16 protein-coding genes are annotated in these 12,642 nt (G+C 54.1%); 10 read left to right on the forward strand and 6 right to left on the reverse strand.

What is annotated here, in order from left to right:
- Nucleotides 1-19 precede the first annotated feature (19 nt).
- From JIN85_RS04575 to JIN85_RS04585, 3 genes are all read right to left on the reverse strand, one after another.
- A complete protein-coding gene (locus JIN85_RS04575) occupies nucleotides 20-571 on the reverse strand; it encodes a bactofilin family protein (RefSeq protein ID WP_200268093.1) in 552 nt (183 codons plus the stop codon).
- A gap of 303 nt (nucleotides 572-874) precedes the next feature.
- Nucleotides 875-1,447, reverse strand: a complete 573-nt coding sequence (locus JIN85_RS21230; protein ID WP_325108270.1) for a bactofilin family protein — start codon at nucleotides 1,445-1,447, stop codon at nucleotides 875-877.
- A 48-nt stretch (nucleotides 1,448-1,495) separates the two neighbouring features.
- The gene (locus tag JIN85_RS04585; protein WP_200268095.1) at nucleotides 1,496-2,386 is read right to left on the reverse strand and encodes a tetratricopeptide repeat protein; all 891 of its coding nucleotides are present in this window, start codon (nucleotides 2,384-2,386) and stop codon (nucleotides 1,496-1,498) included.
- Between the two features lie 132 nt (nucleotides 2,387-2,518).
- Between JIN85_RS04585 and lpxB the strand changes: the two genes are divergently transcribed.
- Nucleotides 2,519-3,649, forward strand: a complete 1,131-nt coding sequence (gene lpxB / locus JIN85_RS04590) for a lipid-A-disaccharide synthase (RefSeq protein ID WP_234047232.1) — start codon at nucleotides 2,519-2,521, stop codon at nucleotides 3,647-3,649.
- Between the two features lie 119 nt (nucleotides 3,650-3,768).
- Nucleotides 3,769-3,948 carry a hypothetical protein gene (locus tag JIN85_RS04595; RefSeq protein ID WP_200268099.1) on the forward strand — a complete coding sequence of 60 codons (180 nt, stop codon included), beginning with the start codon at nucleotides 3,769-3,771 and terminating at the stop codon, nucleotides 3,946-3,948.
- A gap of 6 nt (nucleotides 3,949-3,954) precedes the next feature.
- Here the strand turns inward: JIN85_RS04595 and JIN85_RS04600 are convergent, their stop codons facing one another.
- A complete protein-coding gene (locus JIN85_RS04600) occupies nucleotides 3,955-4,578 on the reverse strand; it encodes a RibD family protein (RefSeq protein WP_200268101.1) in 624 nt (207 codons plus the stop codon).
- Between the two features lie 142 nt (nucleotides 4,579-4,720).
- Here JIN85_RS04600 and JIN85_RS04605 point away from each other — a divergent pair, with 142 nt between their 5' ends.
- The 4 genes from JIN85_RS04605 to JIN85_RS04620 all read left to right on the forward strand — a co-directional run bounded on the left by JIN85_RS04605 (nucleotide 4,721) and on the right by JIN85_RS04620 (nucleotide 9,211).
- Nucleotides 4,721-6,556, forward strand: coding sequence for an SLC13 family permease (locus JIN85_RS04605; protein ID WP_200268103.1), 1,836 nt, complete (start codon nucleotides 4,721-4,723; stop codon nucleotides 6,554-6,556).
- 124 nt (nucleotides 6,557-6,680) lie between these two features.
- A complete protein-coding gene (locus JIN85_RS04610) occupies nucleotides 6,681-7,790 on the forward strand; it encodes an MGDG synthase family glycosyltransferase (protein ID WP_200268104.1) in 1,110 nt (369 codons plus the stop codon).
- Entirely contained in the window at nucleotides 7,787-8,395 is a 609-nt protein-coding gene (locus JIN85_RS04615) for an HAD family hydrolase (RefSeq protein WP_200268106.1), read from the forward strand. Before JIN85_RS04610 ends, JIN85_RS04615 begins: the two co-directional genes overlap by 4 nt.
- A gap of 33 nt (nucleotides 8,396-8,428) precedes the next feature.
- Nucleotides 8,429-9,211: a thiazole synthase gene (locus JIN85_RS04620; protein WP_200268108.1), complete on the forward strand. Its 783-nt coding sequence runs from the start codon at nucleotides 8,429-8,431 to the stop codon at nucleotides 9,209-9,211.
- 42 nt (nucleotides 9,212-9,253) lie between these two features.
- Here JIN85_RS04620 and JIN85_RS22280 read toward each other — a convergent pair whose 3' ends face one another.
- Nucleotides 9,254-9,466 carry a helix-turn-helix domain-containing protein gene (locus JIN85_RS22280; RefSeq protein ID WP_200268285.1) on the reverse strand — a complete coding sequence of 71 codons (213 nt, stop codon included), beginning with the start codon at nucleotides 9,464-9,466 and terminating at the stop codon, nucleotides 9,254-9,256.
- 203 nt (nucleotides 9,467-9,669) lie between these two features.
- Nucleotides 9,670-9,900, reverse strand: a complete 231-nt coding sequence (locus JIN85_RS04630) for a hypothetical protein (protein ID WP_200268110.1) — start codon at nucleotides 9,898-9,900, stop codon at nucleotides 9,670-9,672.
- 319 nt (nucleotides 9,901-10,219) lie between these two features.
- Between JIN85_RS04630 and JIN85_RS04635 the strand changes: the two genes are divergently transcribed.
- From JIN85_RS04635 to JIN85_RS04650, 4 genes are all read left to right on the forward strand, one after another.
- The gene (locus JIN85_RS04635) at nucleotides 10,220-10,963 is read left to right on the forward strand and encodes an RHS repeat-associated core domain-containing protein (RefSeq protein WP_234047234.1); all 744 of its coding nucleotides are present in this window, start codon (nucleotides 10,220-10,222) and stop codon (nucleotides 10,961-10,963) included.
- 8 nt (nucleotides 10,964-10,971) lie between these two features.
- Nucleotides 10,972-11,511 (forward strand): hypothetical protein, encoded by a 540-nt coding sequence (locus tag JIN85_RS04640; protein ID WP_200268111.1) that lies wholly within the window; start codon nucleotides 10,972-10,974, stop codon nucleotides 11,509-11,511.
- Nucleotides 11,512-11,528: 17 nt separating this feature from the next.
- Nucleotides 11,529-11,984: an ankyrin repeat domain-containing protein gene (locus JIN85_RS04645; protein ID WP_200268112.1), complete on the forward strand. Its 456-nt coding sequence runs from the start codon at nucleotides 11,529-11,531 to the stop codon at nucleotides 11,982-11,984.
- A gap of 96 nt (nucleotides 11,985-12,080) precedes the next feature.
- A complete protein-coding gene (locus tag JIN85_RS04650) occupies nucleotides 12,081-12,536 on the forward strand; it encodes a hypothetical protein (RefSeq protein ID WP_200268113.1) in 456 nt (151 codons plus the stop codon).
- Nucleotides 12,537-12,642: the final 106 nt, after the last annotated feature.

Consider the following 12,642-nt stretch of genomic DNA (forward strand, 5'->3'; position numbering starts at 1 on the left):
AGAACAAATTAAGGCTGGATCAAGCAGACGGGCGAACCATTTCGATCGTTCCGGTATGCTTGGCACCACTTTTCACCACCAGGGAAGTGGTGCGGACCAATCCCTGAAGGCGGGCGCGTTTTTCCAGAGTCACCGGTCCGCTGCAACTAATTTGGCCACGAACTTGACCATCGATGTATGCACTGCGGGCGCTGACCGGGTTGAGGAATTCGACTTTGGCCCCTTTTTCGACGCGGAGCTGGTCGCAATTGACCTTGCCGAGAATTTTGCCGTGCGAGCGGATGATCAAATTCCCCGAACAATCAACGGATCCCGCGAGCTCGCCGAGAACCGTAAGGTGGTGGCATTGAATGGTAATTCCGGAAACATGGCCGGTCTTGAGGATGACCACATTGCCACGAGTTTGAATCCGTCGATTCCATGCCTCAGCGATTTCGTAATCCTGGAGGCTGATGTAGCCGCTGCAGCGCGGGCACTGGCTTGATTGGGCCTCGGCTGGTGCCTGGTGGACAAAGCCACAGCTGAAGCAGGTGATTTCCCGCATCTGTTTCCTGCCCCAAAGAAATCGCAACAGTGGATGCTGCGGTTTGGGGAGGGATCGGGGGATGAGAGAAGAACCCAATGATTCCGCCTTGGGTTGGCGAGTAGGCTCTTGCGGCTGGACTGGTTTTTTCGCAACCAGTCGAGTGGATGGTTTGGGGCGGGAGACGGCAGCACCATCACGCACTTGAAAATTGGCGCGACAGCCCCGGCATTGGGTAGAGACTACCAATGCCGGTTCCCATTGACGGTGCCCGCATTCGGGGCACGTCAACTCAATGCGATGGCGCTTCGGCTCATCGGCCATTTTTTTAGCTATGAAGCGGCGTGAAGGTTAGGACTTGGAGGTCCCGGCAAGGGTGCCCTGCTGTGGAGCGCTCGTTGCGGCAGCTGGCTTGCTGGCCGATGATTTATCGGATGCAGGGGCTTGAGCTGGAGTGCCGACGGTGGACTTACCGACGAAGATGGCACCGGCTTCGATCGAAAGCGTTTTTGCTTTGATGTCGCCGACGACTTCAGCGCTGGCTTTCAGTTCGATGCGATCTGCAGCGGTGAGGTTGCCGTGCACTTTGCCGTAAACCACGATGGTTCCGGTTTTGACTTCGGCTTTGATGCGAGCATTTTCGCCGATCGTAAGATTTCCTTCGGAGGTGATTTCGCCTTCGATTTTGCCATCGACGACAAGATCATTGGTGAACTTGACAGTGCCTTTGATTTCGACGTCGGAAGAGAGAACGTTGCGAGTCGTAGCAGCCTGCGGGCGTGCGGCTGGCGCAGGGGCGGCAGCTGGAGCAGCGGCTGCGTAGGCAGGAGCCGCAGGGGCAACAGGAGCTGCTGGTTGTGGTGCTTCTGGAGGAGTTGGGCGAGATGGATCGCCGAGATCTTGGCCAATTACTTTTTTGAACACGGTGCTAACAAATGGTTGAGGTGAATGGATGTCAAATCGAATTAAGAATCATGACCCGGAAGGAGGATTTCCCTCATTGCCCGGCATTGCTGGAGTTGGCTCAACCGGTAATTCCGGAGCTGTAGGAGGCTCTGGAGTAGTTGGGAGCAAATCTTCGGGTGTTGGATCTGCCGGCACATCACCTTCCGTCGGGAACATTCCCGCAGGCGGATTGGTGGATGGCTGGAGAAATGGGGAAGAGGTAGGATTGCCCGGAGTCGGCAGGGTTGGATCCGGAGCCGGTGGCGCATCAATTTCAACGGGCGGCTTGGCTTTCAAGCTCGAGATCCGATCGTTTGCGGTGCTGAAAAATGAGCTCGAAGGATACTCGTTGCGAGCACGCTCATAGTAGGATTGCGCTTGGTCCAGATCGTTCGCCACTTTGGAAATATCGCCCAGTGAGATAAGTGCGTAGGGGGCGATGTAGCGGGCGGATGGGTCGGCTACCAGTTCTTCGAGAAGCTTCTTGGCTTCGTCGGATTTGCCCTGGGAAACCAATTTGGAGGCGAGACTGGCTTTTGCCGTTGGTTTGGCGGGGTGGTCAGGATGGCTGCTGAGGAAATCCTTCAAGGTTTTGACCGAATCGTCAGGATTGCCTTCTGTCCACTGCTGGTCGGCCAAAAGCATCATCGCGCTACCGGCGGCCGTGGTGTCCGGGCTTTCTTTGATCACGGCTTGGAAATCAGCGATTTTCTCAGCTTTGACCAAGGCTTCACCGGCGGTGATCTCCTTGTTGTTTTCCAAGCTCCGATAGATCAAAAACGAAGCTGCCCCCAGCACGGCGACAACGGCGAGGACCGCGACTCCTTTTTGGTGGCGGTCCATGAACTGCTCGAATTTTCCGGTGTTCAGGCTGGATTCACCAAATGGGCTTGCTGTGTCAAAACGGTCTAGAGACATGATCGGGATTTGCGTTCCTGCGGAGGACTTGATGGAAATGCGTTGTGGCTATGAAAGCAACCCGGAACTTTCGGGATCGATAACTTGTCAGTTTTCAGTTTTCAGATGGGACAATTGAACGAAGATCAGCGCATGTCCAATCGGTTGTATGTGGTAGCGGGAGAATTGAGCGGGGATGCGCATGGTGCAGGACTGTTGCGATCCCTTACAGAACTGTGCCCGGGGGTGGAAATAGCCGGCCGTGGTGGCCCAAAAATGCGGGAAATTGCTGGCGATCGCTTGATCGATTGGGTGGAGGATGCCGCAGTCATGGGGATCTGGGAGGTGCTGAAGCGTTATAGCTGGTTCAAGCAAAGATTCAATGAAATGTTGGATGAGGTGCGTGAATTCCGTCCTCAAGTTTTACTGTTCGTTGATTATCCGGGATTTAACCTTCGGTTTTCCAAGGCGGTGAAAGCGGAATTCCCGGAGATCCGGCAGGTCTATTACATCAGTCCTCAAGTATGGGCCTGGAACAAGCGCAGGATCCCGAGAATGGTGGAGCAATTGGATCAAATGCTGTGTCTGTTCCCATTCGAGCAGCCGATCCTTCAGGATGCGGGTCTACTGACCACTTTTGTGGGCCATCCGTTGGTGGATGAACTGGAGCCATTGCGGAGCAATGGGCTGCTGCGTGATGAAAATCTGGTCGGTCTGTTCCCGGGAAGCCGCGAACGGGAATTGGCGGGGTTGTTTCCGTTGATGATCGAATCCGCCAAGCAACTTCGCGAATGGCGACCCGATTTGAAATTTGAGGTGCCCGCGGCTTCGATGAAGCTTGGCCAGCAATTGGACCAGCTACTCGCCGAGGCAGAGGCTGCGGATTTGATCAAAGTCACCCAAGGCGGCGCCCACGAATTGATGCAGCGGGCGGGATGCGGGGTGATCGCAAGTGGCACCGCAACCCTGGAGGCTGCCTACTTCGGACTTCCTTACTGCCTGGTTTACAAGGTGGCAGGTCTGACCTACGTGCTGGCAAAATTGCTGGTGAAAATTCGTTTCATCGGCATCGTCAACATTCTGGCGGATGAAGAAGTGGTCCGCGAGTTCATACAGGCGGAGGCAGAAGCTGAGAAGGTGGTGCCGGTGCTGAAAAACTTTCTTCAAGATCCAACTGAGCGGCACGAATTGCAGCACCGTCTTCTGGAAACGGCGGCGAGGCTCGGTGATCCCGGAACTCATGAACGCGCGGCTCGGGAGGTCGCGAATTGGTTCGAAAAATGAATTCTACCGCGCATCCGGTATCAACAAAATTGCCAACTTGAACATTTGGGGGCACTTCGATGACTGGATTCGCGTGTTGGGGGTTGCGTTCGGATTCCCAGAAGCTATGAAGGCCCCCTATGAAATTTTTGTTGATCGCCTTGTCTATCGGTTTTCTAGGAGTTTCGTGCGAACGCCACGATTTCAGTGAAACCCGGAAGCTGCACGAGCCGGAAGAGCACGAGCATGAAGCCGGGCCTGCCGAACCGGGGCACGATTCGCCTCAAGGTGAGCCAGCTGGCAAAGAGCATGCTGAGTAAGCCGGTCTAAGCTCGCGAGTAGCTCAAAAAGCACTCGCCGAGGTCGGTTCTTGGCTCGAAATAGCTGATTTTAAAGTGGCGGGATGCCGGCAAAAAGTTCGCCGGTTTTCCCGTGGTGGTGGGTGATTCCGCGCCGCCAAAAAGGGTGTGCGCTGCGACGGTGAGATGAAATTCATCGATCAAGTCCAGCTGCGCGAGTTCGTTGACCAACTGGCCGCCGCCTTCACAGTGGAGGTTTTTCACGTGATGGGTTTCCGCCAAGGAATGGATGAAATCCTTCAAGGTTCCGGTGTGGATCGTGAGTCTGGGGTCTTGAGGTAATGACTTTCCTTCGCCGTTCGTCACCAAAAGGTGGATGGGGCCGCCCGGTTTCGAAAAAATCGGGTGAGTTGGATCAAGCTCTCCAGTTCTCGAAATGATGCAACGGAGCGGGTTGCGCGGGCCGGTAAGAGTCATTTGGTCATGCTCCAAGGTTCCGCGACCAACCATCAGGGCATCGGCATTTTGCCGCAGCTCAAGGAGTCGCTGGTGATCTTGTTTGGAAGTCCAGCCGGACGGTCGATGGTGGATCGAGGATATTTTTCCATCAGCCGAAATGGCAAAGTTGGTGGAAATTCTGGGGCGGACCATCACCGAGAATGTTTCAGTACGGTGATGGCGGCAAGAGCCGGTTCCTGCAAATGGCAATTTCCGAGGGTCGCTTCATACGAACCTTGCCAAACGGCGACCGGCGATTCATTGGAGTAAGCCTCTCGCGGAAACCCATCCACTGATGACTTTGCCCATCGCGCTCACCTTGCTGGTGATTCTCCTCACACTCATCGCCTTCATTCGCGAATGGGCCACTCCGGATGTGCTTGCCGTCAGCATCCTGTGTCTGACGGTTGCCCTTGGCCTGGTGCCGATGGGGGAAATGGCCTCCGTTTTCAGCAATGAAGCGCCGCTCACCATTGCAGCCCTATTCATCATCGGCGGTGCCTTGGAACAGTCGGGCGCGGTGGATCACATCGGCCGCATCCTCAAAAGCCGCCTGTCTGGCAATCTACGGATCGCAATTTTCTCATTCGCCGTGCTCTCTGCCTTCTTTAGCGCGTGGATGAACAACACCGCGATCGTGGCCATTTTGCTGCCGGTGACTCTTGGATTTGCCCGTAGCAAGGACATCCCAGCTTCGAAACTTTTGATGCCACTGTCCTATGCGTCGATTCTCGGCGGATGCTGCACCTTGATCGGCAGCTCAACCAACTTGCTGGTGAACGGGACCCTGCAGAACATGGGGGAAAAGCCGATGGGCATGTTTGAACTCGCCCCGATCGGTGTCCCGGTGGCGATTGCGGGGATCGGCTATCTGGTGATTTTCGGGCCGAAATTGATGCCGTCCCGTTCGTCGATCACCGGCAGCCTGGAAATCGACCATCGGACTTCGCCGCTTTACCATTTGCTCATCACCGGCGATTCGGAACTCGTCGGGAAGAAGTTTTTCGAAACCCTGCTCGCCGATCGCGATTCCGGCATCCACGTGATGGAAGTTCGCCGAAAAGGCACGCGGCTCATGATTCCGCTGTCGAAATTGGTGGTGGAAGAAAATGACCGGTTTCTGGTTGCCCTTCACCGTCGCAAGGGAGGCGGTGCCAAGGCGGGGGAGCTTTTTTCGCAAATCGGTGCGCAATTGCTTTCGACCGTCGATGGGATTGTCTCGGAATTGGTGGTCAGGGATGAATCGTCGGTGCTCGGAAAGACGCTTGCCGCTTCGGATTTCCGCCAAAAATACAACTGCGTGGTTCTCGCAGTCCATCGGGGTGGCCTGAATATCACCAGTCGCATTGCCGAGGTTCCGCTCGAAAGCGCGGATACCTTGTTGGTGATTACAGCGCTGAATAACCTTGAGGCGCTCAAGGCGACCCGCGATTTCGTTCTGACGGATACGCCCGATGATAAGCTGCCAAAGCCCGAGAAGCCCGCGGGTTCACGACGGCATGTGATTTATTCCTGGGCCGCGCTCATCGGCGTGGTGCTCACCGCCACCCTCACGGATTTTCTGCATCCGCTGGTGCCGATTATTCCGAAAATTCCGATTCACTACGCAGCATTGGTCGGGGCACTGTGCTTGCTCTGGTTGAAGGTGATGTCGCCGCGTGAGGCCTATGCGAGTGTGGATTGGCAGGTATTGCTGATGCTCTACGGACTGCTGGGGCTCGGGATGGCGATGCAAAATACCGGAACCGCTGACTTTTTGGCGAGAGGCGTGGTGAGTTTGGCGGAAGGCGTTGTCCCGGTTTCGCACATGCCCATCGTGATGCTGTGGCTGGCATTTTTGCTGACCGTGCTGCTCACGGAGATTTTATCGAACAACGCGACGGCGGTGATGATGGTGCCCATCGCTGTCACCTTGGCCCACGAACTCGGCGTCAATCCGCGTCCCTTCATCATTGCTGTCACCGTAGGCTCCTCGATGGCGTTTTCGATGCCTATGGGATATCAAACTCACATGATGGTCTATGGTCCGGGCGGCTATCGATTCACGGACTTCCTGCGAGTCGGGATTCCGCTTAACATCACTTGCTGGGTCATCGCCTGCTCGATCATCCCGATGGTTTGGCCGTTTTAAGGCCCATGGTTTTGCATGATGGTGCTCGGAAAGCTGACCTGATCCACGCGCGTGGCCCATCTCGGTGAAAAAGCCAATGGACGGGAGCGGAAGCGGCCTCTACAACCTCGGCGCAAGTTGCCCCATGCCTGATCCACTCCGTTTGCTTATCGTTACTGCCGCCTTCGGAGAAGGGCACAACAGCGCCGCCAGAAATCTCGGACTTGCTTTCGATATGGAAGGCATTGAGGCAAAGGTGTGCGATCCGTGCATGCTGGCTGGCCCTCGTGCGACCCGATTGATCAGCAGTATTTACCGCTACATCACCACGCATTTCCCGAAACTTTGGGAGCGGATCTACCAATCGACAGGCGAGTGCGATTTCCGCCGCCAGAGATTTCCGCTGATGCGCAAGCCGGAGCGTTATCTTGCGCGTTTGGTCGATGAATACCAACCGGCTGCGGTGATCAGCACCTATCCGATTTACCCCTATTTCCTGGAACGGCATTTTGAGAAATCCGGCAAACGCGTGCCCGTGTTCACCGTGGTGACCGATTCGCTTGAAATCAATGCCGCCTGGTCGCGTGCTCCGACGGATCATTTTCTGGTCACGGATTCGGCGACGAAGGACATGCTCGTTCATGAAGGCATTGCCGCCGATCAGGTTGCGGACACAGGATTCCCGGTTCATCCGGATTTTTCGCGATTGGAGCCAGTTTGCCATACCAACGACTGTAGCACCTTCCGCGTGCTTTATTTCCCGACAGCCAGCAAACCGTTCATCCGTCGGCATAGTCGCGCGATTTTGGATGCTTCTCCAAGTTCAAAGCTCACCATCGTTCTCGGTAAAAACGTCCGGTTGCTCTACAAGCGGGCGCGCGAAATTCAGTTGGAATATCCAGGGCGGGTGAAATTGATCGGCTGGACACGCAAAGTACCACGCCTGCTCAACAGCCACCATCTGGTGGTGGGAAAAGCGGGTGGCGCGACCGTCCACGAAGCGATCGCCGCGCGGTGCCCGATGTTGATTCATCATCTGGTTCCCGGCCAGGAGGAGGGGAATCTCCGATTGTTGGAAATGCTGGGCGCTGGTGGTTTGGCGGAATCCCCGGAACAATTGCAGGGCCAGATTTCCAAAATGTTAGAGAACGACGCCCAGGGTTGGCGTCAGATGAAAGACTCCCTCGTTCGCCATAATCGCAATTCGGGTGCCATGGTGGGCGCCCGTTACATTCTCGACCAACTGCAAAAATGACCTTCCTCTTCGATATCGGCCGGGTGCTGCTCGATTTTGATTTTGAATCCTCACTCAGCAAATTGCTGCCCCCGGGCGTGCAAAATCCGGGTGAAAAACTCGGTGTGCTGCTGGAGCGCAAGGATGAGTTTGAAACCGGTAAAATCGGAGCGGATGCCTACATCGATTGGGCACTCGACATTCTCGAAAGTGAGGCAACTCCCGAGCAATTCCGTGATTCATGGCGCGGAATTTTCACCCCCAACGAGCCGATGTGGGCGGTTGCCCGCTCGCTCGCAGCGGATGGTCACCGGTTGATTCTGTTTTCCAACATCAACGCCATCCATCATCCGTGGATTCTGAGCCACTATCCGGACTTTCAGGTTTTTTCAGGTGCGATTTTTTCACACGAAACCGGATTCATTAAGCCCCAGCCGGAGATTTATCACCACGCGATCCAGAAATACGATCTCGATCCGAGCCGCACGATTTACATGGATGACATGCCTGCCAATGCGGAGGCCGGTCGGAAATTTGGCTTCCGGACCTGGCAGTATGACTTGAACGACCACGCTGCGTTCGAGGTTTGGCTCAAACAGGAAATGGCAATGCTCTCTGACGCTTGATCCCGGCGGCCTCCAGCCCCATTCTTTCCGCACATGACCTCATCGCCACTGATCATCGCCGACCGTGAAATCCGTTCTCGGCTTTTCGTAGGGACCGGAAAGTTTTCTTCGAACGAAAACATGCGCGATGCGCTCGATGCCAGTGGCGCGGAAATCGTCACCGTCGCCCTGCGCCGTGCCGATTTAACCGGCAAGCACGACCCCTACGCCAATATTCTCGAGTTCATTGATGCGGAGAAATACCTGCTCCTGCCGAATACCAGTGGCGCGATGAATGCCGAGGAAGCGGTTCGTCTAGCCCGGCTGGCCGCAGCTGCTGGCTTGCCGAAATGGGTGAAACTCGAGATCCATCCGGACCCGACGTATTTGCTGCCGGACCCGATTGAAACTCTGAAAGCCGCTGAAATTCTCGTGAAAGAGGGCTTCACCGTGCTGCCTTATATCAATGCCGATCCGGTGTTGGCGAAACGCCTGCAGGAAGTGGGTGTCGCCACCGTGATGCCACTTGGTTCTCCGATCGGCTCAAACCGCGGCATCGCAACTCGTGACCAGATTCGTATCATCATCGAGCAAGCTACGGTGCCTGTCGTAGTTGATGCGGGAATTGGTGCGCCAAGCCACGCTGCTGAAGCGATGGAGATGGGGGCGGATGCGGTTCTGGTGAATACCGCCATCGCCATTGCCAGTGATCCATCGCGCATGGCGATCGCTTTCAAGCATGCCGTCAACGCCGGGCGTGAAGCATTTGAGCTCGGCCTGCCTGAAGTTCTCGACGAAGCCAGTGCGACCAGTCCCCTAACGGGATTTTTGGGTTAAGCCGGGCGATGCGGCGGGTTTAGCTCAATCGATTCGGGGCATCTAGATTTGAGAATGGATTCCGCGACCGCCGCCACGCTGGTTCCGGTATTCTCCCGGAGCCATGCCGAGCAAGCGTTGGAAAACCACACGCATCTGCTCGGTATTGTTGAAGCCTACCAGCCAGCAAACATTTTTGATCGGGAGGTCGGTTCGTTCGAGGAAAAGTTGCGCCCGTCCTCTTGTGGAGATTTTTTCAGGGCCGTGTTTCGTGATTCACCAAGCTGATTGAACGAATACATGTTGGGATGTTCATCCCCATCGAAGAACTCTACCCTCACTCCCAAAACCGCGACGAATGCCGCGCCTTGAGCGATCCCGACTTCACGGTGCTCGGCATTTAGCGCTGCATCAGCCACACAAAAACCGGCCACTTCTTTCGCATCAACCTCCGCAACCACCACCTGAGTTATATCGACTCAAGCCGCCCGGCCGATGGCAAAAAGAAAGAACACGACGCCACCATCATCCAGCGAACCACGGTAGAATCCCTGCGCTATCAAGCCCGGAAAGGTGAAAAAGTCATCTACTTCTGGGACAAAGCCTGCATCGACTACGCCACCTGGGCCCGCCTCAAGCATCGAGGCATCAACTTCGTCACCCGGCAAAAATCCAACAGCGCCATGAAGACCCTTTCGATTGAAAGGCATAACCGCAAAGATCCGCGAAGGCGAACCCTACCAGCAAGCGAATAACTTCATCAACCAAGCCTTCCCGCGAGTCACTCAGAGGACCGTTCGATTTTTACGATGGCTACGCACCTGGCTCTATCAAGAAGCTCCCTGGAGCAAAGCTCTAGCCCGCCTAACCCATATCTGGACCTGCTAAAACACGAAGTTTTCTACACCGATCCATGCGACTTAATCCCGTGCCATTCGGGACAGGCCTGAATGGCACGAGAACAAAATCGAATTTCAGGATACCGCGATTGATACTGGGCTGGCTAGATGCTGTTATGCAAATAAAACCTTGCACAAGGAGCCAAATCTGGATAGTGTCACCGACATGCTCTACCTGTACGATGGTTGGAACCCGGTAGCGATCGGCACTCGGACTGGCACCGCCAGCTCGATGGGAGCGATGAGCCTCAAATGGAACAACCTGTGGGGGCCAGACATGGGATCTTCAGGGAAAGTAATAGGACCAGCTGATTTCCAGGCCGCAGGTGGTGTCGGAGGTTTGCTGGCAAGCAGCTACTACAGTTCCTCCACGACCGCTCCGGACAATCACTTCGTTCCAAGCTATGACGCGAATGGCAACCTTCTCGCCTGGACCAGCCAGACCGGAGCGTTAGCCCGTCAAAACGACTACGATCCATTTGGCAATGTGGTGATGAAACGTAGTCTGCTTTCCGGCGTGCCGGACTTCGGCTTCTCAACCAAACTTCAGGACACTGAGACAGGACTACTGTATTACGGTTATCGTTTCTACGATCCAATCACCGGCAGATGGCCATCAAGGGATCCGATTGAGGAGAGGGGTGGGATGAACCTGTATGGATTCATCGGGAACGACAGTGTAGATCGTTGGGATTTCCTAGGCTTGGACTTCTGGGACTGGGTGAATCGCAGAGAAGGTTGGATTCCAGGCTCTGGAACACGAAGGTCAGTTGAAGAAGCTGAGCGCGAGGCTCGCGAGTACGCGGAAGACGTCGAGGCTCTAGCCACCCTGAACGCGGCCGCGGAGGCATCAAGAAAATCCCCCGCCCGCTAACCTCGAAGTTGCTGAGACACTACCTGCACGGCGGCGGAAACGATCTCACCCTGAATGGAACTGATATGGATCGAATTTGGGACAACCCCGGCTTCAATGAGGTTTACGAAGATGAGCTTGCACGCGTGATCAGAGCGAATGGTGAGGGAGATATAGACCATAAGGGCACGTTCATTAACCACAATTTAGATCCGAGTCAGGGGGATCTCTTCTCAGCCTTCCATGATATCCGATGGAAGATTAACGTAAAAGGATGCACGGTTAGCGAGCAGGAAAACTGGTTCTTTGAAGGTGACGTGACACTCTCAGTGGAAGATCGGTATGGGTTTAGTGACCCCCGTATGGCGCACAGGACCCCGTTCTTTCGGCAAGAGTGGCTTCATGATCGGTATCAGTTCATGCAAGAAGGACGCTTCCTCAGGCTAGAGAGAAGAGGTTGGGTTCACCCTTTCAATGTCAAAGGCAGCAAGACTAGATCGATGGCCGCCCTTGTCCCTAAGACTGGCGGGGCGCCTCGTGTAGAAATTGCACCGATCGATACTTACTAAAGAGCAACCTAGATAACATGAAGATATTTTCGCTCCCTCTTCTGGCCTCAGCCGTGTTCTTAACCCTTCATTCCATATCCTGTTCAGGAAGATCCAGGAAGCCAGACTTTCCGAGAGCGGTAGAGCTGCTCAATCAGCGTGATATTGCGGAATTCAAAAGGGCCGTCTCAACTAGTCCTAGACTAACGAAGCAAACAGATGGGTTTGAAGGCAGAACCCTTTTGCATCTTGTCTTTTCCAAAGGAGTGTTTAACGGAGGCTTGAAAGATTTCGCGGATTTTCTGATTCGCGCGGGCAGCGATGTTGATGCGCAAGACTTCCAAGGGATGACGCCTGCTCACTGTGCGAGTTTCTATGGAGGGGGAGGAAAGGAAGCCTTGGATTACCTTACTTCCGAAGGCGCCGACTTATCCATCAAGGATGTTTCAGGCAAATCACCGCTAGACTATCTGAACGTGAAGACTAGCCCTTGATCGAGGATTCATGACAGAGGGACACATGACAGAGGGACAGGCCTGAATGGCACAAATTTTTTAATATTATAACGGAGTCGATAGTTGAAATAAGGTATGGAGCTTCTTTCTAAAGTTTTGATTTTGTTCATTGTGTCAGTTTTTCCAGTTAAAGCTGTTGAAAGACTCGTTCCTGAGCAAGCATTTCGTATCAATAATTCGATTTTAATTCGGTTGATAGATGTCCGTGAAAAGCCGATTTGGGATTTTCAGACTTTAGTTAGGATAAGAGGGCGCATTTTTAGAGCAAGACACTATGATGGTTTTGGTCATAAAGATTTGAAGGGTAGACCCGTAATGTGGATTTTTTTGGATAGTTTGGAAGAGTATGACAATTACGGTAATGCCCGAGCAATAGATGTGGTTATAGATTCTGAGTTTGATGCGTTAAAGGTATTGGATGTTGCTATTATCGATTCCGGTGCTGATATTTCAGAGTTTCTTAAGAACCCAGAAAAGGATTTCAAGGCATTGGAAATTATCACTATTCCTCCCGCACTTACCGAAAAATGAGGTAAGCATATTCTTAGTAATGACACATGGATCGGTGTAAAAAACTTTGTTTTTTTAGCAGGTCCAGATATGGGTTAGGCGGACTAGAGCTTTACTCCAAGGAGCT

Origin of the sequence: Luteolibacter pohnpeiensis (assembly GCF_016595435.1) — a bacterium.
Taxonomy (GTDB): Bacteria; Verrucomicrobiota; Verrucomicrobiia; order Verrucomicrobiales; family Akkermansiaceae; genus Luteolibacter; species Luteolibacter pohnpeiensis.